This window comes from Paenibacillus sp. NPDC057886 (assembly GCF_042796655.1).
Classification (GTDB): domain Bacteria; phylum Bacillota; class Bacilli; order Paenibacillales; family Paenibacillaceae; genus Paenibacillus.
Genome location: NZ_JBHVMZ010000013.1, coordinates 137,059 through 159,467 on the forward strand (window position 1 = coordinate 137,059; position 22,409 = coordinate 159,467).

A 22,409-nucleotide genomic window follows, 5' to 3' on the forward strand; every position below is an offset into this window, starting at 1 on the left:
CTGATGGTATACATATAAAGCAGCTTAGCGTACCTTCTATTCTTTTAAAGAATTCCTTCGCCTGTCGTCTTTTTCGATATATAGTTCGAGCCGAGTACAAATATAAGTCCAACGACTGCCTGGAACAGTCCAACGACGGTTGCCAGCGTATATTGTCCCGATTCAAGCCCGACCCGGTATACAAAGGTACTGAGCACATCGGAATATTCACGTACTGCTGTGTTCCCGATAATATAAGGACGATCAAAGCCGATGCTGACCATGTGTCCCAAATTAAGAATGAGCAAGGTTACGATGGTTGGCTTGATGCTTGGCAGAGTAATATGCCAGATTTTCTTCAGCCTCGTCGCTCCATCAATCTCTGCCGCTTCGAACAATTCCTTGTTAACACCCGTCAGCGCAGCCAGATACAGAATGGTTCCCCAGCCTGCACTTTGCCAGACACCTGTGAACAGGTAGGTCACAAGCCATGGATTTTTCTCCGTCAAAAATGGAATCGGGTTTAAACCCATACTTTCAAGTACACCGTTTACCATACCGGACTGGTTACCGAATAACTGGTACACAATTCCCCCTATAATGACCCACGAAATGAAGTGAGGGATATACAGAATCGTCTGCGATATTTTTTTAAACCATTTAAACCGGATTTCATAGAGCATGATGGCTAATATAATGGGAGCAGGAAACGAAACGATCAGATCAAGAAAATTCAGCATAAAGGTGTTGCGCAAAGTCGTATAGAAATCTCGCATCCCGAATACCTCGCGAAAGGCATCAAAACCGATCCACTCACTGCCGTTAATACCTTGAAACAGATTAAAATCCTTAAATGCGATCTGAACGCCATACATCGGCCCGTAGCGAAACACTACAAAATAGATGAGGGGCAGTGAAATCAACGCGTATAATTGCCAATACCTCTTCAAGTATGCGGTCAAGTCGTTCTCCTCCTAACAATGAAGAAACGCCGTGCCGCCTTAGCCTCAGCTGGCGGCACAAGTCCCTTCATAAATGATGCAATATCAAGCTCGTGCTCTTTGAAGCGTATTACGTTTGTACATATCTCTAACTACTATTTCGCAGCAAGCTCCTGAACCGCTTGATCCAATTCCTTCTTCAGTTCTGTGCCGCCCAGGGACATGAAATCACTCATTTCCCGTTCATACACTGCGTCGAACTCTTCCGGTTTCGCCATTGCTGTTTTTACGATAATGACATTAAGCTTATCTTTGAGCGCCGTACTGTACTTCATCTCTGCCTGAATCGGTTTATCAAAAATGATGGGTCCTACCGTGTCGGTGTTGGCAATATCAATGGACTGTTTGAGCATTTCCTGATTATTTTGCGGGAAGCCCATGATCCACGCTTTTTCGTTGGTAGCCTGATCACCGATATTTTTACCATTTGAGATAATAGCCGTATCCCCTGCGTTGAACAGACGATCCTTCGCTTCCTGTGATGCGTCCTCTTTGACGACCGGAATGCCGTCTACCAGATCATAGTTCTCTCCTTCCACGCCGCTGTAAATATCAATCAGGTTATTGTCTGATGCCATCCAATCCAAATATTTGATGGCTTCCACCGAACGTTTGCTGCTCTTCGGAATCATGATGTACATGCCGTTTGAGCCGTAACGGGATTTGATATGTTTGTTGTCTACGTTTGCGTTGGTGTATGCATCGACCGGAAGCACTTTACTGCCCTGCGTATTTTTAAGCAAATTATCCAGTGTGCCATCTGCATAGAAGATGGCGTCGACATCCTCAGACCAATAGCCAATGTTACCGTTCTGTACATCCTTCCCCAGTTGGGCCTTATCTTCATCCAAACTGAAGTCCTTGCTGATCAAGCCTTCATTGTACAGCTTGTTCATGAACTTCATGGCATCCTTGAAGCCTTCATGAAGAGGCAATTCATAACGTTGGGCGTAAGTCAGATCCCCACTGATCGGCTTAATGAATGAGTAGATCAGAGTCTCGAACTGAGCTGGCGCCAGTGCCATTCCCATGGGAATGTTTTTGCTGCCAAGTCCACCAGGGTCCTTCTCTTTAAATGCTTTCAAAGTGGTATACAATTCATCCGTCGTCTTCGGTGCTGGCAATCCCAGTTTATCCAGCCAATCCTGACGAATATAAGAGCTATATCTGCCTGTAATTGCACGTTTGCCAGGAACTGCGAACTGTTGGCCCTCTAATTGACCAAACTTAAGGGTGTCCTCGCCAAGGAATTTTTTCAGGTTAGGTCCATATTGATCAATCAACTCTCCCACATCAGTCAGACCGCCTTGCTCGGCGTAACGATAAAACACACTTGAGTCATATACAAATACAATATCCGGGACATCCGTATTACTCGCCATCAGGACATTCAGCTTTGTTACTTCCTCTGAGCGCTGAATCGGTACAAATTGTATATCAATGTTATTCGGGTCGCCGAACCGTTCCTGTATCAGTTTGGATAAGTAGTTATTCGTAATGGTGTAAGGAGAAGGGCTGTTTCCACGGTCAAACACCTCCACTTTCAAAGTGACACGCTCGCCATTGCCTGATGCACTGCCTTCTGATTCCTGATTCGATGCAGATGAACAGCCGGCTAGCAAGGAAACTCCCATTACCATAGTAAGCGCCAATCCCATCCATTTCTTTAGACTCCCTTTGGTTGCTTTTCCTGTCATTTTGTCATCTCCTTAGCATTGCGTGAATGTTTAAAGCTTGCCCAGAGTATTCCACATCTTTTCGTGCTCTGGCAATAAACCCGTTTCGGAAACGCTTACATAAGGATAATGGTTTATCCCGAGCGACGATTTTCGCAGACTGACTATATTCGTAAAGGGGCCAAAAACAGGCGTAAATCAGGGGTTTCTTGTATAAGCGCAGAATTCCAGAGCGGAATAGAGGTTTATACCAGCAGCAAAAAAGGCGGACTCCTGCATGGCTTCTCCTGAGAGAAACCTGCATGAATTCCACCCTGTGCTTAGCACGATTTAATGCGCAGCATGAGCCTTCGATTTACGACTCGGGATCGTGATGTTCACGTTTCATACGGCGATAGTCTCCCGGTGTAATACCCGCAACCCGTTTAAATACACGTCCCAAGGTAATTCCATTGGCATACCCCACCTTCAGGGCAATGTCCTGCAGGGAAAGATCCGTCTTCCGCAGAAGACGCTCCGTTTCCTTCATCCGCAATTCTGTAAGGAAGTCCACAAACTTCATATTGAACTCTGTCTTGAACAAATAACTCGCATGTTTGCCGGTAATCTGGAATCGATCGCTCAGATGTTTCAGCGAAAGATCAGGATTGGCAAACTGTTCTTCGATATAGTTTTTCATTTCATTGACCATCGCTTTGTAGCTCTTGGTTTCAGTTACCGACACATAAGTTCTGAACAGATCCGTTAGGCCATCAAAAAGAATGTCTTTGACACCTTCAAGTGTCTCTGCTTCTTTCATCAGCATCAACCACTTGTTTATGTTTTCCTCCGATAATTCCTCCTGTAGCTGTTCGGACATGACCGCTACTTCCCGGCTGAGCATCTGTAGCATCGCCTGAATCAAGGAGTGAATCTCATCATCCGGCAGCTTATCACGTTCAAAAGCCGTGAAGATCTCCTCCAGTTGATCACGCCACTGGCTGCTCGACATCCGAAACCGTTTAACAAAATCAGCAATCATCTGCAAATAAGTATAGGTATCAAGCAGCTGCTGCTGGGGTTCTCCATACCCGGCCAGAGCGACATCACCGTCCCTCAGCAATCTGCGGTGCATTACAGTCTCAGCCGCCACGTATGATTCACGAATGGCCTTGATGCCCTCTGCGATCGGTCCGATACCGAAACTCAATGATATACGGAGATTCTGCTCAACCCAAGAGCGGCACTCCTCCGCAACTATGCGAATCTGCTCAGTCATATCCGGGCTGCCGTCTGTAGACAGGAAAAGGATCGCAATCTGATCCGAGCTGACCCATTCCGTCCAGCATTGCATGCCCGCATTGCGCGAAAGCTCTTGCAGAACATTCATTAATGCAAATTTGAGTGTATTCTGCTCACCTCTCGTAAATCGTTCCTGGAATCCCTTCTCATATCGGTTGATTTCACCAACCACAACGGCGAAGCATGACGAAGTATCTACACCAGTTAACGGGGAAAGATCCTTTAACCGCTCTACCGCATGATCCAGATTCTCTCCATTCAGCAGATCGTTAAAAAGTTTGCTGCGTTGCAGCAGCACGTTTTCCCTGCTCCTTTTGTCCGAATCCATCATATGGTTGATCAGGTTTTCCAACACGCCATCAATCAATTTCATCTCATCGGTCCGAGAACCCGATTGTTCCAGCACCCGAATCTGATGGGCCTCAATCCGATTCATGATAATCTGGATGGGTTTATAGTTGCGGCGAGTGATATAGATAATATAGACAATGGCACAGATGACGGTAACAATTGCAATAACCACCCACACATACGAAACCACCGATACCCAACCATATAGGTTCCCCTCCTTAATCCCACTGGAGATTGTCCAACCCAATCTTTCCAGCGAAAGGGTGTTCAGCTCTTGTCCTTCTGCGGCACCTTCACGATCTGAATGCGCATCGTATACAACCTGACCGTCACGGTCAAGAATAGTCATGAAGGAAAGCTGTCCATTGACCATACTATCAATACTTTGCTCGACACTGCTCATTTTGATATTTATTACAAGCGCTCCGTCCGAGCCAAAAGGCAAAGGCATGTCCTTATTCACCGTCAACACCCGAATAGGCGTACGCTGATTAACCCCTGCATCGTACTCCCTGACGGGTTGCCAGCCTGAAGAAAGAGAACCGGACTCGATCCGGTCGATCCACGCCTTGTCTGAAAAGCTGTCTACATCCTTGGAGCCACTTGACGTTAAAACGCTTTCATTTTTCTTATCATACAAATAAATCGATTGAATCCAGGGGTTGGAACTAGTCAGCTCACGTAAACTCTGTGCAATGCTATACACGGTCTCTTTGCCTACATGATTCTGGCTATTGAAATAATACTTGTAGGCCTGTTCACTCTGTACTGCCTCCATCATCGACAGCTCAATATCCCGAATCGTCCGGTCCAGACTGTCCACCAAATAACTGGAGGAAATGCGGTCTGCTTTCCTTGTTTCTTCCCTGGAGATGTCATTAATGAAAACAAAAGCGATAAAAATGAGTACGGTCATGGTAAGAAAGAAAATAGGAAAATAAGAAAACAGTAAACGATAATACCAAGTCCGGGACAATAGACCCCACTCCTCACTCCACGACACCGTTGTATAATAGCCGTGGTTATACTGTTCATCACATCAGTTACATCTCTGGGATAATACCCACAACAACACGTTATCATATACAATTTGATGTTATTATAGCACAAGCCACCGACCAGCAAAGCAAGGAATCGTCTGCCTCTTCCTTCTCACTCGACTACCCGCTACCGATCCATCCATGCATAGAAAAACAAAAACCGTGTTGAGCAGCAAACTACTCAAACACGGAACAGTAGATCTATCTGGATGTGCATAGTTTGTGTTACTTGGTTAAATCCCGGAATCTTTAAACAACGTCGCCATAGACCCACCATCCACAATAATGCGAATAGCACGAGCAAGCATTGGAGCTACGGGCAACACTTTAAAGCATTCGGGATGATCGTCAGGCAGTGCGATGGAGTCTGTGACCACCACCTCGGCTATAGACGGGTGATTGAGCTTACTTAGCGCTCCATCCGAGAACAGACCATGTGTTGCGCATACATATACGTTTTTGGAGCCTCGCTCCTTCAACCCTTCAACAACATTAAGTATTGTCGTTCCGGTATCGATCAGATCCTCAATAATAATCGGAGTTCGACCCTCAACATCCCCAATGACGTGCGTAATGATCGATTCGTTGTGGCTTGGCCGCTTCTTGATCATAATGGCAAAAGGGGAATCCAGACGATTCGCCAGTTTCTCCGCCATCGATGCTCGTCCCGCATCAGGGGAGACAACCACCGGATTCTCAATCCCTTTACTCAGCAAATAATCACTAATAAGGTCCAATGATGTCATATGGTCCACTGGAATATTGAAGAATCCCTGAATTGCTGCTGCATGCAGATCAATGGTTACTACCCGGTTCGCTCCGGCTGTAGTTAACACATCCGCAACCATCTTGGCCGAGATCGGCTCACGCGGAGCAGACTTGCGTTCCTGACGGGCATATCCGTAGTAGGGAACAATAATATTTACCGTACGGGCAGAAGCCCTTTTGGCTGCATCAATCATGACGAGCAGTTCAACAAACAACTCATTGATTGGATGAGATAATGATTGTACCAGAAACACATCACAGTTGCGGATCGTCTCTTCGTAGTGAACGTATATTTCTCCGCTCTTGAACCGGGACAGTTTGATCTTGCCTAGTTGTACACCCAGCTTGTCGCATACCTGTTCTGCCAGCTTAGGGTTCGATGAACCGGAAAAAATACGTAACGAATGCTGCATAATGCCCTCCCGAGGGTTGAAGTCCCAATATAATCCTTTATCAGTCTAAAAGTGAATGTTCAAAAAGACCGGTTTTCAGTACCGAGAAGATGGGATAAAGCTAGAAATGGAGTAGCGGAACGTAGGCAAAACTACGTGAGCAACGAACATTTCGGCTGAATTCCAGCTTCGATGCTGATGATGCCATTAGGCATCCTTCGTAATCAAAAGCGGACTTTTTTGAACTACCTCTAAAAAGGTTATTTCCTACCCTCATTATACTCCACTGCCTTATACATTTAAAGAAAGGAACGAGCGCCGGCGGCCTTCAAAAACGGCTACCTCCGTACAGCCCAGCTCACGCAGGAGCGTCTCGGCCTCAGGCAGATAATCCCCCAGCTTCAGCGGATCATGTGCATCGGAGCCAAGCGTCAGCGGAATCCCCAATTGGATGGCCTCTGTTAACATCCGGCGACCAGGGAACATCTCTGCGCATGGCTTCGACAATCCTGATGCATTGAGCTCCATGGCACAGCCGCTTTTCGCGATAGCTTGCAGCGCTGCATTCTCCAGAGCTATACGCTCTTCAGTCTGCTCTGGTGCCGGAGTGAAGCCGAAGCGTTTGATCACATCCGTATGGCCCATAATATCGTACATTCCCGTCGCTGCCGCTTTGCTCACGGCATCATAGTACTGACGATAGACTTCCAGTACGTCTTTGCCTTCCCAATGATGGGTCTGGCGAAAATCCGTAATGTCCCATTCCCCGAGAAAGTGAATCGATCCAATCACATAGTCCCATGGGTACCGCTCAATAATGGCCCGAATTTCTGTCTCCCAGCCTTCAATATAGTCACCTTCAAGGCCGACACGTACATCGATCTGACCACGGTACCGCTCTTTCAGAGAAAAACACTCTTCCACATAACGCGGTAGCTCGTCCATGGGCATTGCCATCTCGGGATAATATTGAGCGGGGTCTACATGCAGCAAAGGCATGTGATCCGACAACCCAATCTGCGACAGGCCAATCTCCACGCCACGCTGTACATAAGCTTCCAGCTTGCCAACAGCATGACCACACCGCTCATGGTGTGTATGATAGTCTATACGCACAGGTTCGCCTCCTAATCGCGGCGAGGCCGCTCGTGGCGACGGCTCAGCTCTGACATGATGTCATCCAGCGGCAGCTTGCGCTCTTGCAACAGAACGAGCAAGTGGTACATCAGGTCACTGACCTCAAGACGAAGCTCGTCATTATCTTTATTTTTGGCAGCGATGATCGTCTCGGACGCCTCTTCACCGATTTTTTTCAGTATTTTATCAACACCCTTATCAAACAGGTATGTCGTATATGCACCTTCCGGACGCTCGCGTTCACGCTCTGCAATGACCGATTCCAGTTCAGCCAGTACCTCAAAACGGCTTTCGGAGCTGGCACTTGCAGTAGTTGCACTAGAATCACCTGAAGCCTGGTCTGCGGATTGCTCTGGCAAGCCCACGACTTCATTATGGAAACACGTCACTGCTCCGGTGTGGCAAGCAGGTCCGTTCGGCTTCACCTCAACCAGCAAGGTATCACCATCACAATCGTATTTCAATGAAGTAATCGTCTGTACGTTGCCTGAAGTTGCGCCCTTGTGCCACAGCTCTTGACGCGAGCGTGACCAAAACCACGTTTCACCGGATTCCAGCGACAATTTCAGGGATTCCCGATTCATATAAGCCATCATCAGAACTTGACGCGTCTCTGCATCCTGCACAATGGCAGGTACCAAACCATCGCTCCAGCGAATGTGTTCTACAACCTGCTCCAAGGATAACTGCTCCTTGATCTCATTGCTTACGTTAGTCACGGATCTCCACCCCTTGTTCTCTCAAATGTTGTTTTAACGCCGGAACGGCGATTTCTTTGTAATGGAATATCGTTGCCGCTAGACCTGCGTCCGCTTTGCCTGTCGTGAACACATCATAGAAATGGGATTCCTTGCCCGCACCACCCGAAGCAATCACCGGAATACTTACCGATTCGGATACCGCTGCAGTCAGCTTCAGATCGAATCCATCCTTCGTTCCATCCGCGTCCATGCTTGTCAGCAGAATTTCTCCAGCACCTAAGGTCTCCGCCTGTTTAACCCAGTCCAGCGCCTTAATTCCTGAAGGTTTACGTCCACCATGCGTATACACTTCCCATTCGCCCCAAGCCTCATTATACTTGGCGTCTATTGCAACGACGATACACTGGGAACCAAAGCGGCGTGCTCCGTCTGCAATCAGCTGAGGATTAAGCACAGCTGCCGTATTCACCGCAATTTTGTCCGCTCCTGCACGCAGAATGCGTTTCATGTCTTCCACCTTGGAGATCCCTCCACCTACGGTAAAAGGAATGGCGATCTCGCCTGCGGTTTGCCGCACCACTTCTTCCATCGTTTCGCGACCTTCCACCGAAGCGGAGATATCGAGAAACACTAGTTCGTCCGCACCCTCGCGGTCATACAGCGCCGCCAGCTCCACCGGATCACCCGCATCGCGGAGATTGACAAAGTTAACGCCTTTGACAACCCGGCCGTCCTTTACGTCCAGGCAAGGAATGATTCTTTTTGCCAGCATGCTCCTCTTCCTCTCTCCTGATGATCGTTATCGTGCCAATGTTTAATTGAACATGTATAGTACTGCTATTATTTATTTACCGCACGTACCGCTTCGGACAGTTCAATACTGCCAGTATACAGCGCTTTTCCTACGATTGCCCCTCCGACACCATCTTCAGCATGCTTGCTTAAACGAAGCAGATCATCCATGACACTAACTCCCCCGGAAGCAATCACGGTACGGCCACTTGCCTTCGCAAGAGACACGATCGCTTCCACGTTAGGACCCTGCATCATGCCATCACGGGAGATGTCTGTGAAGATGAAGGTTTCGGCACCGAATGCCGCCAGCTCCTTCGCCAGTACCTCAGCCTGAACCTCCGATGTCTCAAGCCATCCGCGTGTCGCCACATAGCCATTGCGTGCATCGATACCAATAGCTACTTTATCTCCATACCGCCCCAGTACTTCTTCTGTAAAAGCGCGATCTTCAATAGCAGCTGTTCCGATAATAAGACGACTTACACCGAGACCCAACAAACGTTCTACATCAGCCACTGTACGAAGACCTCCACCTACCTGAACAGGCACGTTCACGGCCGAAGCAATACGTCCAATCAGCTCATCATTCACGGGGTGACCTGCTTTTGCACCGTCCAGATCCACCAGATGAACATATGTACCACCTTGCTTCTCCCAGGCAAGAGCAACTTGAACCGGGTCATCGTTATATACCGTCTCCTGATTGTAGTCTCCCTGCACCAGTCTTACACATTTGCCGTCCCGGATATCAATTGCCGGATATATGATAAAAGATGACATACAAGGCCTCCTGAATATATTCATATTTGTGCTCTATATAAATTGAACTAAAGAATATTTACACTTGCCACTCCGATGACAGAACAACCTTCCGATCGCTGTTATCCCCAGATTTTTTTGAATCCCTTATTTAAAGGGGAAAATCCGGGGATAAAGGCGAAGCGTATGCTTCCGATGCAGCTTTCTTACAGAAAGCTTTTAGCTCCCCTTCTTCAGGTTACTTCTGTCCTCTCCGTTATCGTGTAAATATTTAGTTCAATTTATATAGATTAGATTTTATATAAGTTCAGCTACTTATTATTTTACAAGGATGAGTTCATAAGATCGTATGATCCAGAATTAGGATTACGCCTTCGATCCAGTCAATGCCAGGAAGTTTCCAAGCAGCCTCATTCCCAGCTCTCCGCTCTTCTCCGGGTGGAACTGCATACCGAAGTTGGAGCCTCTGCCAACAATCGCCGTAACCGGATGTCCGTAATCCGTTACAGCCAATAGATCGCTCTCTACTTCCGTACGTGCATGATATGAATGGACAAAATAGACATGACTTGCCTCAAGCCCCGCGAATAGCGGATTTTCCGGGTGCAGGAACTCCAATCGATTCCAGCCCATATGTGGAACCTTTAATTCTCCCGGTGCGAATCGCACCACTTTACCCAGCAAAATATTCAAGCCTTCATGCTCGCCATGCTCCTCACTTGAGCTGAACAACAACTGCATGCCCAGACAGATCCCGAGCAGCGGTGTTGGTCCAGCTGCCGCTTCCTTCACCACAGCGTCCAATCCACTCTCTCGCAAGTGCACCATGGCATCGCCAAATGCACCTACACCTGGCAAAATCACACCATCTGCACCAAGAATCGCATCCCGGTCACCTGTGACCAGCGCTTCGTAGCCAAGACGTTCGACCGCTTTGCCGACGCTGTGCAGGTTCCCCATACCGTAATCGACAATTGCAATCGCCATCGTCTACAGCACTCCTTTCGTGGAAGGCACACCCGTTACACGTGGATCAATCGTTGTCGCCTCATCCAGTGCACGGCCCAGTGCTTTGAAAATCGCTTCGATCATGTGATGTGTATTTTGTCCGTAGTGTACAATAACGTGCAATGTAATACGCGCTTCCAGCGCCAGTTTCCACAGGAACTCATGTACCAGTTCAGTTGAGAAGCTGCCCACTTGCTGAGACGGGTATTGTGCGCGGTACTCAAAGTGAGGGCGGTTGCTGACATCGATGACTACCTGAGCGAGGGCCTCATCCATCGGTACAAATACACTCGCATAACGTTTGATGCCTCGCTTGTCACCCAATGCTTCACGAAGAGTCTGTCCCAGACAGATCCCGATATCCTCCACCGTGTGGTGATCATCAATATCAACATCGCCGCGCGCCTGTACGTTCAGGTCGAATTGTCCATGCTTTGTGAACAGATCGAGCATATGATTCAGGAAAGGTACGTCCGTTTCAATCTCGGATTGCCCGGTTCCATCTACGGCAAAAGAAAGCTGAATGTTCGTTTCATTTGTTTTGCGGTCTACCTCTGCCTGACGTACAGCACCCTTGTTCTGAAGGTCCACACCATTATTCTGCTTATCCATTATCCGATTCCGCCTTTCCTTCCTGTTCTAACCGTACAGCGATCGCACGGGCGTGTCCTTCGAGCCCTTCATGCCGGGCCAGCTCTATAATAGCCGCTCCGTTTTGGAACAGCGCTTCCTTGCTGTAATAGATCAAACTCGATTTTTTGATAAAATCATCCACGTCCACAGGTGAACTGAATCGGGCCGTTCCATTTGTCGGAATAATGTGATTCGGTCCCGCAAAATAATCCCCTACCGGCTCCGAACTATACGGGCCGAGGAAGATCGCTCCGGCATTCTCGATCCGGCCAGCGTAAGCCATGGGCTCCTGCACCATGATCTCCAAATGCTCCGGTGCGAGCCGGTTCACCACATCGATTCCCTCATCAATGGAATCGACCACAATAATCGCGCCATACTGCTCCACGGAAGCAGCAGCGATATCACGCCGAGGCAGCACGTCCAGCTGCTGCCGCACTTCGGCCTGCACGGCTTCCGCCAGCACGGCCGAGTTCGTGACGAGAATGGCCGATGCCATCTCGTCATGTTCCGCCTGCGACAACAGGTCGGCGGCGACATACACCGGATTCGCCGTATCATCGGCGAGCACCACAATCTCACTCGGCCCGGCGATACTGTCGATATCGACTGCGCCGTACACCTCGCGCTTCGCGAGCGCCACGTAAATATTGCCCGGTCCACATATCTTGTCGACCGGGGCAATACTCTCCGTGCCGTAAGCGAGGGCGGCGATCGCCTGAGCGCCGCCAACCCGATACATCTCGCTCACACCTGCTTCCGCAGAAGCCACGAGAATGTACGGGTTAATGCCTTCGCCGCCGTTTGTTGACGGCGGCGTCACCAGAACAATCTCCGGCACGCCAGCCACCTGTGCCGGAATCACATTCATCAGCACCGACGAAGGGTACGCTGCTTTGCCGCCAGGCACATACACGCCGACCCGCTTCAGCGGCCGGATTACCTGGCCCAGCAGACTGCCGTCTGGCTGCCAATCCATCCATGAGTTGCGTTTCTGCTTCTCATGAAACGCACGAATGTTAGCGGCGGCTTGCCGGATCGCCGTCACGAAGGAAGGCTCAACGACTGCATAAGCCGCCTGCAGCTCTTCCTGCGGCACACGCAGCTCCGCGGCCGTCAGCTTCGTGCGATCCAGCTGCTCTGTGTAACGCAGCAGTGCCGCATCTCCTTCCCGGCGAATGTCACTGACAATGCGCCGTACCGTTTCATTTTGTTCCGGTGTACCGTATTCCACTTCCCGCTTCAGATCAAATTCCCGTGCAGGTACAATTTTCATGCGTACATCCTCCCTATCCCTGTAGTGCCAGTGATGCGACTAATATCCGTTCATGCTATATGATCAATCATCGATTAATGACTTCCGTTCCATCTTACATGCTTCATTTACCCCCGAAAGATCCCCGCCGTCACCTCATTCGAGGCTGGAATGACCTGCTGGAGTGCATCACATAATGCTTGAATCCGTGCATTCTTCATCCGATAACTAACCCGATTGGCAATAAGGCGGCTCGTGATATCCAGAATTCCCGTCATCTCAACGAGTCCGTTCTCACGCAGCGTCTGACCTGTCTCCACCAGATCGACGATTCGATCAGCCAGACCGATCAGCGGCGCCAGTTCGATAGAACCGTTCAGTTTGATAACTTCTACCTGCTGTCCTTGCTCGCGGAAATACTGGGAGGCAATCCTCGGGTACTTTGTTGCCACCCGCTGCTGAATGCCAGGCGTCCAGTCCGGTAGTCCAATAACTGACATGCGGCACTGTGCGATTCCCAGGTTCAACAATTCGTACACGTCCCGATTTTCCTCAAGCAGGACGTCTTTACCCACAATCCCTATATCCGCTACTCCATACTCCACATACGTTGGCACGTCTACGGGCTTCGCCATGATGAACTCCATCCCTGCTTCCGGCACTTCGATGACCAGCTTGCGCGTATCGTCCACGTCTACCGGAATATCAAGCCCTGCTTCACGGAACAGTTTGGAGGCTTTCTTATAGATTCGGCCCTTCGGCATGGCTACCTTCAAAATATCCGACATCTCAGCGTCCCCCTCCATTTTTAGATCCGTACGTGATAACCTGCTCAGCCTGGATTGACTTGTTGCCTGTTAGAGCCTCTGCCCCATCTTTAGGAAGGAGGTACGTTACTACATTTTGACCAATGCTGCGTAGTCTCGCTGCCTCTGTTAGAGCCTCTGCCCGGTGTTCCGAGGTATATTGAATAAGTACAGGTTTCTTCTCTTCCATCGTAATTCCATGAACACCATCGATAATCCGGTTCGTTTTGAGTGCAAACCCTGTAGCCGGTAATGAACGGCCAAACTGCTGTAACAGATTATCATATCGTCCACCGCTACATACCGGAGATCCGAGCTCTGCCGCATACCCTTCAAACGTCATGCCTGTATAATAGGAGAAATCACCTATCATCGTCAGATCAATCAGCACATGCTCAGATACTCCGTACGCTTCCAACACTTCGAATACGGCACACAGATGTGCAATGGACTGTGCTGCTTCAGTACTTGAACTCAGCTCTGCTGCGTGTGTACATACTTCTTTACCGCCACGCAGACGCAAAATGGCTTCAAGCTGCTCCTTCAGTTTCGGTTCCAGATTCAATGCTTCAATGGATTGGCGATAGCCGACATAATCACGTCCCAGCAATCCTTCCTTCAACTGCTCCTGTTGTACCGTTTGACCTGGAATGACTTCTTCCAGTAACCCGTTCAGAAATCCCATATGACCCATCGCAATTTTAAAGGAAGACACACCCGCTGCCTGCAACGAAGCGATCGCAAGTGCTACAACTTCTGCATCTGCCTCCGGCGAATCATCACCGACAAGCTCTACACCCGTTTGGAAAAATTCCGCCTCACGTCCTGCTTCCTCTTCAATGGAACGAAACACATTCGCATGATAGGACAGACGCAGAGGAAGCTCCTCATCCTTTAATAGAGAAGAGACCACCCGTGCAATCGGAGCTGTCAGATCTGATCTTAGTACGAGCGTAGTCCCGCGACTGTTCAATAATTTAAACAGCTTGCGATCCGATGTGGAACTCGCTACACCTACGGTATCGTAGTATTCAATCGTTGGCGTTATGATTTGACGGTAACCCCAGCGTTCCATGCATTCCAGTACATTCCGCTCAATGGTTCGCAGCTTGGTCACCACATGTGGTGTATAGTCACGAAAACCTGTCGGTTTTTCAAAGCCTTTTGGTTTAGACATTGGTATTATTCACCCCGAGTCAGTAATTTAAGATTGGTAGACGTTCTATTTCAACAGGATTTATGTAGTGTAAATCCCCATTCTATCTTGTAACCTGAATTTTTATTGTTGCTGCCAGGCAGCCTTCAGAAAATGTTTAGTACGTGTTCATTTATTCTTAATTATACTTAACTTCCATCTCATTTCTTTAACATGGTAAAGTGCTAACAAACTAAAGGATATGGGATATGATAACATGAATGACTATCCATCGTCAACAATACAGCCCCTTTGGGGTGCTTGTACTACATCCTCCATTCTGATCACATTGCTGAACATTAGTCTAATCATTTGTATACGAAAAAAGCTGCCATCAGCAGCTTCCTTATTCCAGTCCGTTCGACTTATTGCTCTTCCCCTGACTGAACGAATTCAGGTTAATTTCTGTATCCTTTGTTGGTGATCTTTTCAGATATGTCCGTAGACCGTCTCTCAAAATCATTTGTTTTCATCAGCCTTTATAACAATTTCCTCCGCTGAAGCATTTGAGCGAGACAGATCACGAAGTGGATTCCCTCCAACAAAAGCCCCCGGAGCTACATCCTTATGAACAACTGCTCCTGCAGCTACAACCGCACCGTCTCCAATGGTTACACCCGGCAGGATGGTTGAATTGGCACCGATCAGTACATTTTCCCCGATAATCACCTCTCCGAGTCTATACTCTTTAATAAGATACTCGTGAGCCAGGATCGTGGTGTTGTAACCAATCACGGAATTTTCGCCCACCGTAATTTTCTCCGGGAAGAACACATCAACCATAACCATCAATCCAAAGGCCGTATGTTTACCCACCTTCATGCCGAGCATGCGACGATAGATCCAGTTCTTGACTGATAGAATCGGGCAGTAGCGTGACAACTGAATCCAGATAAAGTTACGCACGCCTTTCCACGGACTCACTGTTTTGTAGATATGCCAAAGTGCGTTATGACCTTCTACGGGATAGCGGGTTACTTTTCTCATGAACGTTCCGTTTCAATCAGCTTAAGCAAATCCTTCATGTCGTGCAAAATGTAATCCGGGTTATAGCCGCTCAATACGGCCTCTCCCTTAAGGGACCAGGCTACGCCTGCCGCCAGCGCACCCGCGTTCTGTGCCGATTGAATATCGACTGGGCTGTCACCTACCATCAATGTTTTGGAAGGATCTGCACCCAACTCTTCGATCGCCTTCAGGACCGGTTCAGCATGCGGTTTGGGATGTGTTACATCGGTAACCGTCACAATCGATTTCATATACTTCAGCAGGTCGAAACGCTCCAGCACCTTAAGAGTGGATGGACGAATCTTCGTCGTGACAACACCCATCACGATTCCTGCCTCATGAAGAGCTTCAACAACCTCAATCACGTGAGGAAACGGATGAACCATCGCCTCATGATGAACGTCGTTGTACGCCCGATATCCTTTGACATACTCCGCAACATCCTCTTTCCCAGAGAACGTACGCATCTGATTTTCCAGTGTTCCCCCCATATGAGGAATGATCTGTTCGCGTGTCCAAGGGGTCGATAACTGCAAATCCTCCATTACATGAAGGAAGGAGTTAATAATTAGCTCATTCGTATCAATAATCGTTCCGTCCAGATCAAACAAAACCGTGTCAATCATGTTGCATTACTCCTTTTTCTCTTCAGCTTGCTTCAGATCCTCTTTGGTCGAGACTGGAGTTACCGTCTCCTCTTTACCTGCAACCGGGCCTGTGTGCACCATATCATCCGATGATTCTGAAGGAACTTTGAAAGATACAATCGGATCGCTATAACGTACATCTGCCTTGCCTGTCATTCTTCTCACGACGATGAAGACTACCGCAACAATAATGATGCCAATAGCCAGCAGCTGCGAAATTCTTACGTTACCGTAGGCTGGATCAAGATATCCTTGCTCGAAGCCCATAGCTGTCATTGGAGACCATAATCCATTAACCATGGAGGCAACCCATTGCGGAGCCTGGAATCCCAGACTGTCGGTACGCAGCGCCTCGATGAAGAATCGACCGATCGAGTACCAGATAAAATAGGACATAAACAGCTCACCAGCACGCAGAAACTTCTGACGACGAAGCACCAGCAAGATGCCCAAACCAATAAGACTCCACATCGATTCATACAAAAATGCAGGATGATGGAATACACCTTCCACGTTCATCTGATTAACGATAAAGTCTGGTAAATGAAGCTTGTCTCTCAAAAATGATTCTTCTACAGGACCGCCATAGGCCTCTTGGTTTACAAAGTTACCCCAGCGTCCGATCATTTGTCCAACGATCAGTCCAGGTGCACAGATGTCGGCCATGCGCCAGAAATTATACCCTTTACGACGGAAGAAAATGACTGCACATATGATCGCACCAATCAGTGCGCCGTATATGGCGATACCACCATTCCATATTTTAAAGACATCCCATAAATTATCCTTATAATCGTCCCATCGAAATGCCACGTAGTATATGCGGGCACCAATAATGGCAGAAGGTACACCAAGCAGAACCATGTCCATGAACACTTCCTGCGGAATGTTATACCGTTTGCCTTCCCGGATGACGAGCAGCAAACCTACAAGCGCCGCTGTACCGAGAATAAGCCCGTACCAGTGAACCTTTAACGCTCCGATGGAGAACGCAATCGGGTTCAACAGTAATAATGTATCCATTCATTCACACTCCTATAAATTGACTCATTCACAAGAATGACCAATTGCTGCATGTCTCCAACACTCTATATACAGGAGTAGAACACATCATCAATTGGCCTTTAATCATATAATAGATCCTTCTCTTCTTAGTCCATGTCTTCCATATCTTCAGAGATCGTTGCTGTCAGCTTGTTCGTAAATTGCAGTGCAGCATTCAGACCCATCTGTTTCAAACGATAGTTCATTCCCGCTACTTCAATGATAACAGCCAAGTTCCGTCCCGGACGCACAGGAATCGTTACAAGCGGTACATCTGTATCAATGATGCGTGTCGTTTCTTCATCCAGACCAAGACGATCATATTGTTTATCCTGCTGCCAAGCTTCCAGACGAACAACCAGTGTAATTCGTTTGTTATTACGTACCGCCCCCGCACCGAACAATGTCATTACGTTGATGATGCCGACGCCACGGATCTCAAGCAGGTGACGGATCAATTCTGGCGCAGTTCCGTGCAGCTGGAAGTCTGATGTCTGACGAATTTCTACCGCATCATCGGCAATCAATCGGTGACCACGTTTCACCAGTTCCAGTGCAGTCTCACTCTTACCAATGCCACTGCTTCCGGTGATTAACATCCCTACTCCATACACATCACAGAGTACACCGTGAATCGTTGCTGTAGGCGCCAGTTTCTTCTCCAGAAATCCAGTAATCCGGCTGGACAGAATCGTTGTAGCCATGTTGCTGCGAAGCACAGCAAGGTTCTGTTCTTCACTGATGTCAATCAGTTCCTGTGGCACTTCAAGTCCACGGGTTACTACGATACATGGCGTTTCTTCCGTACAGAGACGCTGCATCCGATCACGGCGCTCATTTTCTGGCAACATTGCAAAAAAGGCCAGCTCTGTTCTACCAAGCAGCTGTACCCGTTCTTGTGGATGATATTCAAAATAACCGGCCATTTCCAGGCCAGGACGGTTCAAATCGTCTACAGTAATGACTCTCTTCAATCCATGAGATCCAGAAACAACCTCCAACTGGAACTGTTGTACCAATTCAGATACTTTCACTTTTTTCGCCATTTGTCTCTTCCTTTCAGCATTCGCTGCCCTCTATGTACATCAGCATTAGCGTCATTCCATTGCATTAATAGCGCATTCATGTTGTTTGTTACTGCATCTAACCTTCAAATAATCTTAAATGAATTCTGGGATGAATGCAATCTTGGCTTCCACCCGTCTATGAGTAAGAAAAGTCTTCTGATCGAAGCACTATCGAGGATGCTACATTCGTGGTTTAGAGGTTGCTTTTCTTGCGATTATCGAATCCTTCAGCTCCGCTGAAAACTTATAAATTCAATAATCTTCAAAAAAGCCCCTTCCAGCAATAACGGAAGGGGCTCAGATTAAAATGTATAATTGCGCTAACTGACAGATTCCATCGTTACCGATGAATCTCAGTATTATTAGTCTTGAAGAAGAACGTTTACTTCAGTCTCTTTGTCAAAGATATGAACTTTGTTCATGTCAATTGCCATTTTAACTGTGGAGCCATCACGAGTGTTGGAACGTCCGTCTACACGTGCGATTGTAGTGTCATTACCTACACCGCTCAAGTAGAGGAGCATTTCGTGACCCAGGTTCTCTGTTACATCTACGTGTGTAGAGAATACAGAGTTCGGGGATGCTTCCAAGAATACTGGCTCTTCGTGAATGTCTTCTGGACGAACACCCAGAATCACTTCTTTACCAATGTATCCTCTTGATTTCAGCACTTGTGCTTTACCTTGTGGGATTTCAACGTCCACACCAGGAGCTACGAAATGCAGGCTAGTACCTTGCTCAGCCAATTTACCCGAGATAAAGTTCATTGTCGGGGAACCGATGAAACCAGCTACGAACAGGTTAGCAGGGTGGTTGTAAAGCTCTTCCGGAGAAGCTGCTTGTTGGATGATACCATCCTTCATAACAACGATCCGATCACCCATTGTCATTGCTTCGATTTGGTCATGCGTTACGTAGATAACGGTTGTTTCCAAACGTTTCGCAAGTTTAGTGATCTCAGCACGCATTTGACCACGCAGTTTGGCATCCAAGTTGGAGAGAGGCTCATCCATCAAGAATACTTGTGGATCACGGACGATCGCACGTCCCAGAGCGACACGCTGACGTTGACCACCGGACAATGCCTTAGGTTTACGCTCAAGCAAATGTTCAATATCCAGGATTCTAGCTGCTTCACGTACACGTTTGTCGATCTCATCTTTTTTCACTTTACGCAATTTCAAACCAAACGCCATGTTTTGATATACGCTCATATGCGGATACAAGGCATAGGATTGGAATACCATCGCGATATCGCGGTCTTTAGGTGCAACATCATTCACGACACGGTCACCGATATAGAGTTTACCTTCAGAAATTTCCTCAAGGCCTGCGATCATACGCAGTGTTGTTGATTTACCACAACCGGACGGACCTACCAATACCAGAAATTCTTTATCTTTAATGTCCAGGTTAATATCAACTACTGTTGCTTTATCAGAACCCGGGTATTTTTTGAAAATATGCTCTAAACGTACACCAGCCATGATTGTTGCCTCCTCAGAGATCATTTTGTAATCGAATACATTTTGTAGTTTTATATTAACCCATTTACATGATGTTTGACTATTCGCAAACTGCACAAAAATATCAAAGCTTTTTCGTCACTTTGTACATAAGTAATAAAAGTCGCACCAGAACAGCACTTTCGAAGTTCCTGACATCATATCCGATCTCCTGTTTGATCTTATCCAAACGATATACCAAGGTATTTCGATGAATGAACAGTCGCTTTGCCGTCTCGCTGACATTACAATCCAGATTAAAAAAGGTCTCCAGCGTAGCCAGTGTCTCACTATCACTAAACAACACAGTGCCTTTCCCCGTTTCCTGTATAAAACGAAGACGTTGTTGCACAGGAATGCTATCTACCAAACGTTCGAGGTGCAGATCCCAAGGGAGATGGATGTGTTGCGCGACATGGAAAGCTCTGCCCAAGTGAACACTCTCTTGAAGAAGTGCCGTGACAGGAGATAGCTGCTTTGCAGGGATACACGGTAAGGATGCAGACAAATGAAATACACCCGCCCATTCACTGGCTACCAATTCATAGAGCCCCTGACAAAAGGCATTCAGCAAATCCTTTCTGGCTTCCGTCGTATCCTCTTCAGCTTCGCCTGTGACAATCTGTTCATCACCCAGAAACACCCACTCCTGCGCTCCCACAGGAATCAGTATAATCTCTTCACCGAAGTAACTTTCGAGTAACTTATTCAATTCCTTCGAACGGATGCGATGAGCGTCAGGTGTCTCACATTGCAGCAAAAATGGGATTTTCTCTGTATTCAATTCTCCATCCAATGAAAAATGATCCGGAATAGGCTCCTGCTGGACTGTTTGCTCAACCTGCTTCCGAAGCCACTGTCCCAATTCAGCAAGCTGTTGTTCTCTATCGTTTTCATATATCACAGGCTGTTCTTCATCTAGCGATTCCCTATGACTACTAATGAGAAGTTCAATTAAACGCTGTACTTCCAGCGTAACAGCGTCAACAGAGCATCCCCAATATAAAACAGTACCTTCTTCCTCGCTCATCCCGACTTTAAAATATATAAGGTCTTCTGTACGCAAACTGCTTACATCCGTAGCCGAACCATCCATCATCTTATCATCCAGTATGAGACCCTCGGCTTCTTTTGTAACTGTATTATGAGTCACTGGAACAGTTCTATGACGTGTTGAGCTTAACCCATATTGATTCCATTCTTCTATAGTTATCACGGATTCGTCCAATGTAGTACCTATAATTGCTTCGATTTGTTGTTTTAGATCAGGTATGAGCTTCATATAATGAACGCCACCACTCTGCTTTTTTCTATTATTTTATCATATCTTGCGCCGCGTCGCCTTTTTCAGTCTTTATCAGAGTTTCCACATTATTTTTTATTTATCCATAACAAAAAAGAGTGACTAATCAAATTAATGATCAATCACTCTTTATAAAAGATGAGTCATGAAGGGCTCGAACCTTCGACACCCTGATTAAAAGTCAGGTGCTCTACCAACTGAGCTAATGACTCAAAAAACTGGTGGAGGATGATGGATTCGAACCACCGAACCCGTACGGGAGCAGATTTACAGTCTGATGCGTTTGGCCACTTCGCTAATCCTCCAGGATTACATGGTGGCTCGGGACGGAATCGAACCGCCGACACGAGGATTTTCAGTCCTCTGCTCTACCGACTGAGCTACCGAGCCTTATTTAATTTTAGATTAATGGCGGAACCGACGGGATTCGAACCCGCGATCTCCTGCGTGACAGGCAGGCATGTTAGGCCAACTACACCACGGTTCCAGGCATTAATGGTGCCGGCGAGAGGACTTGAACCCCCAACCTACTGATTACAAGTCAGTTGCTCTACCAGTTGAGCTACACCGGCGTATATGGTGGAGGCTGAGGGGATCGAACCCCCGACCCTCTGCTTGTAAGGCAGATGCTCTCCCAGCTGAGCTAAGCCTCCTGGGTAATATGGTAGCGGCGGAGGGGATCGAACCCCCGACCTCACGGGTATGAACCGTACGCTCTAGCCAGCTGAGCTACACCGCCATATTAATAATATTGATCTTGATTGCTTGTCCATCTTAAGGTAAAGATGGCGGAGAGAGAGGGATTCGAACCCTCGCACCGCTTACGCAGTCTAACCCCTTAGCAGAGGGTCCCCTTATAGCCACTTGGGTATCTCTCCAAATAAACAATCATGAACAATGCTTACAAGGATTGCTCCCTGAAAACTAGATCCGAAACGAAATGTGCGACTTACAACCTGCATACTTGGATAAGCCCTCGACCGATTAGTACTGGTCAGCTCCATGCATTGCTGCACTTCCACCCCCAGCCTATCTACCTCGTCGTCTTCAAGGGGTCT

The 22,409-nt window shown here is 47.6% G+C and carries 19 protein-coding genes, 8 tRNA genes and 1 rRNA gene; all 28 read right to left on the minus strand.

What is annotated here, in order from left to right; translation table 11 throughout:
- Window positions 1-44: 44 nt before the first annotated feature.
- Complete coding sequence (locus tag ACFVQB_RS31425; RefSeq protein WP_379448735.1) at window positions 45-941, minus strand: ABC transporter permease; 897 nt, start codon at window positions 939-941, stop codon at window positions 45-47.
- A 134-nt stretch (window positions 942-1,075) separates the two neighbouring features.
- The gene (locus tag ACFVQB_RS31430) at window positions 1,076-2,677 is read right to left on the minus strand and encodes an extracellular solute-binding protein (protein ID WP_379448736.1); all 1,602 of its coding nucleotides are present in this window, start codon (window positions 2,675-2,677) and stop codon (window positions 1,076-1,078) included.
- A gap of 334 nt (window positions 2,678-3,011) precedes the next feature.
- The gene (locus ACFVQB_RS31435) at window positions 3,012-5,264 is read right to left on the minus strand and encodes a helix-turn-helix domain-containing protein (protein WP_379448738.1); all 2,253 of its coding nucleotides are present in this window, start codon (window positions 5,262-5,264) and stop codon (window positions 3,012-3,014) included.
- A gap of 297 nt (window positions 5,265-5,561) precedes the next feature.
- Entirely contained in the window at window positions 5,562-6,509 is a 948-nt protein-coding gene (locus ACFVQB_RS31440) for a ribose-phosphate diphosphokinase (protein WP_090904967.1), read from the minus strand.
- Between the two features lie 270 nt (window positions 6,510-6,779).
- Window positions 6,780-7,604 (minus strand): histidinol-phosphatase HisJ, encoded by an 825-nt coding sequence (gene hisJ, locus ACFVQB_RS31445; RefSeq protein WP_379448739.1) that lies wholly within the window; start codon window positions 7,602-7,604, stop codon window positions 6,780-6,782.
- Between the two features lie 11 nt (window positions 7,605-7,615).
- Entirely contained in the window at window positions 7,616-8,344 is a 729-nt protein-coding gene (hisIE, locus tag ACFVQB_RS31450; protein WP_379448741.1) for a bifunctional phosphoribosyl-AMP cyclohydrolase/phosphoribosyl-ATP diphosphatase HisIE, read from the minus strand.
- Entirely contained in the window at window positions 8,337-9,098 is a 762-nt protein-coding gene (gene hisF / locus ACFVQB_RS31455) for an imidazole glycerol phosphate synthase subunit HisF (RefSeq protein ID WP_379448743.1), read from the minus strand. The genes hisIE and hisF overlap by 8 nt, the downstream gene beginning before the upstream one ends.
- Window positions 9,099-9,166: 68 nt before the next feature.
- On the minus strand, window positions 9,167-9,901 hold the full coding sequence (gene hisA, locus ACFVQB_RS31460; protein ID WP_379448745.1) for a 1-(5-phosphoribosyl)-5-[(5-phosphoribosylamino)methylideneamino]imidazole-4-carboxamide isomerase: 735 nt from the start codon (window positions 9,899-9,901) through the stop codon (window positions 9,167-9,169).
- A 345-nt stretch (window positions 9,902-10,246) separates the two neighbouring features.
- The gene (gene hisH / locus ACFVQB_RS31465; RefSeq protein ID WP_379448747.1) at window positions 10,247-10,867 is read right to left on the minus strand and encodes an imidazole glycerol phosphate synthase subunit HisH; all 621 of its coding nucleotides are present in this window, start codon (window positions 10,865-10,867) and stop codon (window positions 10,247-10,249) included.
- A 3-nt stretch (window positions 10,868-10,870) separates the two neighbouring features.
- Window positions 10,871-11,500 (minus strand): imidazoleglycerol-phosphate dehydratase HisB, encoded by a 630-nt coding sequence (gene hisB / locus ACFVQB_RS31470; protein ID WP_379448749.1) that lies wholly within the window; start codon window positions 11,498-11,500, stop codon window positions 10,871-10,873.
- The gene (hisD, locus tag ACFVQB_RS31475) at window positions 11,493-12,797 is read right to left on the minus strand and encodes a histidinol dehydrogenase (RefSeq protein ID WP_379448751.1); all 1,305 of its coding nucleotides are present in this window, start codon (window positions 12,795-12,797) and stop codon (window positions 11,493-11,495) included. The genes hisB and hisD overlap by 8 nt, the downstream gene beginning before the upstream one ends.
- Before the next feature lie 107 nt (window positions 12,798-12,904).
- Window positions 12,905-13,564, minus strand: a complete 660-nt coding sequence (gene hisG, locus ACFVQB_RS31480; RefSeq protein ID WP_379448753.1) for an ATP phosphoribosyltransferase — start codon at window positions 13,562-13,564, stop codon at window positions 12,905-12,907.
- A gap of 1 nt (window position 13,565) precedes the next feature.
- Complete coding sequence (locus ACFVQB_RS31485; protein WP_379448755.1) at window positions 13,566-14,759, minus strand: ATP phosphoribosyltransferase regulatory subunit; 1,194 nt, start codon at window positions 14,757-14,759, stop codon at window positions 13,566-13,568.
- 477 nt (window positions 14,760-15,236) lie between these two features.
- Window positions 15,237-15,764, minus strand: a complete 528-nt coding sequence (locus ACFVQB_RS31490) for an acyltransferase (protein ID WP_379448757.1) — start codon at window positions 15,762-15,764, stop codon at window positions 15,237-15,239.
- Complete coding sequence (ppaX, locus tag ACFVQB_RS31495; protein ID WP_379448759.1) at window positions 15,761-16,411, minus strand: pyrophosphatase PpaX; 651 nt, start codon at window positions 16,409-16,411, stop codon at window positions 15,761-15,763. The genes ACFVQB_RS31490 and ppaX overlap by 4 nt, the downstream gene beginning before the upstream one ends.
- A 6-nt stretch (window positions 16,412-16,417) precedes the next feature.
- Window positions 16,418-17,455 carry a prolipoprotein diacylglyceryl transferase gene (gene lgt / locus ACFVQB_RS31500; protein WP_379448761.1) on the minus strand — a complete coding sequence of 346 codons (1,038 nt, stop codon included), beginning with the start codon at window positions 17,453-17,455 and terminating at the stop codon, window positions 16,418-16,420.
- A gap of 128 nt (window positions 17,456-17,583) precedes the next feature.
- Window positions 17,584-18,522 carry an HPr(Ser) kinase/phosphatase gene (gene hprK, locus ACFVQB_RS31505; protein WP_379448763.1) on the minus strand — a complete coding sequence of 313 codons (939 nt, stop codon included), beginning with the start codon at window positions 18,520-18,522 and terminating at the stop codon, window positions 17,584-17,586.
- A 383-nt stretch (window positions 18,523-18,905) separates the two neighbouring features.
- Window positions 18,906-20,030: an ABC transporter ATP-binding protein gene (locus tag ACFVQB_RS31510; RefSeq protein WP_301250003.1), complete on the minus strand. Its 1,125-nt coding sequence runs from the start codon at window positions 20,028-20,030 to the stop codon at window positions 18,906-18,908.
- Between the two features lie 103 nt (window positions 20,031-20,133).
- The gene (locus ACFVQB_RS31515) at window positions 20,134-21,330 is read right to left on the minus strand and encodes a PucR family transcriptional regulator (protein ID WP_379448766.1); all 1,197 of its coding nucleotides are present in this window, start codon (window positions 21,328-21,330) and stop codon (window positions 20,134-20,136) included.
- Between the two features lie 160 nt (window positions 21,331-21,490).
- Window positions 21,491-21,563, minus strand: a tRNA-Lys gene (locus ACFVQB_RS31520).
- Window positions 21,564-21,570: 7 nt separating this feature from the next.
- Window positions 21,571-21,656 (minus strand) — tRNA-Tyr (locus ACFVQB_RS31525).
- A gap of 9 nt (window positions 21,657-21,665) precedes the next feature.
- A tRNA-Phe gene (locus ACFVQB_RS31530) sits at window positions 21,666-21,741 on the minus strand.
- Window positions 21,742-21,760: 19 nt separating this feature from the next.
- A tRNA-Asp gene (locus ACFVQB_RS31535) sits at window positions 21,761-21,838 on the minus strand.
- A 9-nt stretch (window positions 21,839-21,847) separates the two neighbouring features.
- Window positions 21,848-21,923 (minus strand) — tRNA-Thr (locus ACFVQB_RS31540).
- A 5-nt stretch (window positions 21,924-21,928) separates the two neighbouring features.
- Window positions 21,929-22,004: transfer RNA gene (locus tag ACFVQB_RS31545), tRNA-Val, on the minus strand.
- A gap of 9 nt (window positions 22,005-22,013) precedes the next feature.
- Window positions 22,014-22,090, minus strand: a tRNA-Met gene (locus tag ACFVQB_RS31550).
- A 47-nt stretch (window positions 22,091-22,137) separates the two neighbouring features.
- Window positions 22,138-22,229 (minus strand) — tRNA-Ser (locus tag ACFVQB_RS31555).
- 86 nt (window positions 22,230-22,315) lie between these two features.
- A 23S ribosomal RNA gene (locus ACFVQB_RS31560) occupies window positions 22,316-22,409 on the minus strand; the annotation flags it as partial.

Bases quoted from the DNA above. Each gene is read 5' to 3' on its own strand.
- ACFVQB_RS31430 (WP_379448736.1), bottom strand. From the start codon at position 2,677: ATGACAGGAAAAGCAACCAAAGGGAGTCTAAAGAAATGGATGGGATTG.
- ACFVQB_RS31440 (WP_090904967.1), bottom strand. From the start codon at position 6,509: ATGCAGCATTCGTTACGTATTTTTTCCGGTTCATCGAACCCTAAGCTG.
- hisF (WP_379448743.1), bottom strand. From the start codon at position 9,098: ATGCTGGCAAAAAGAATCATTCCTTGCCTGGACGTAAAGGACGGCCGG.
- hisA (WP_379448745.1), bottom strand. From the start codon at position 9,901: ATGTCATCTTTTATCATATATCCGGCAATTGATATCCGGGACGGCAAA.
- hisH (WP_379448747.1), bottom strand. From the start codon at position 10,867: ATGGCGATTGCAATTGTCGATTACGGTATGGGGAACCTGCACAGCGTC.
- hisB (WP_379448749.1), bottom strand. From the start codon at position 11,500: ATGGATAAGCAGAATAATGGTGTGGACCTTCAGAACAAGGGTGCTGTA.
- hisD (WP_379448751.1), bottom strand. From the start codon at position 12,797: ATGAAAATTGTACCTGCACGGGAATTTGATCTGAAGCGGGAAGTGGAA.
- hisG (WP_379448753.1), bottom strand. From the start codon at position 13,564: ATGTCGGATATTTTGAAGGTAGCCATGCCGAAGGGCCGAATCTATAAG.
- ACFVQB_RS31485 (WP_379448755.1), bottom strand. From the start codon at position 14,759: ATGTCTAAACCAAAAGGCTTTGAAAAACCGACAGGTTTTCGTGACTAT.
- ACFVQB_RS31490 (WP_379448757.1), bottom strand. From the start codon at position 15,764: ATGAGAAAAGTAACCCGCTATCCCGTAGAAGGTCATAACGCACTTTGG.
- ppaX (WP_379448759.1), bottom strand. From the start codon at position 16,411: ATGATTGACACGGTTTTGTTTGATCTGGACGGAACGATTATTGATACG.
- lgt (WP_379448761.1), bottom strand. From the start codon at position 17,455: ATGGATACATTATTACTGTTGAACCCGATTGCGTTCTCCATCGGAGCG.
- hprK (WP_379448763.1), bottom strand. From the start codon at position 18,522: ATGGCGAAAAAAGTGAAAGTATCTGAATTGGTACAACAGTTCCAGTTG.
- ACFVQB_RS31510 (WP_301250003.1), bottom strand. From the start codon at position 20,030: ATGGCTGGTGTACGTTTAGAGCATATTTTCAAAAAATACCCGGGTTCT.
- ACFVQB_RS31515 (WP_379448766.1), bottom strand. From the start codon at position 21,330: ATGAAGCTCATACCTGATCTAAAACAACAAATCGAAGCAATTATAGGT.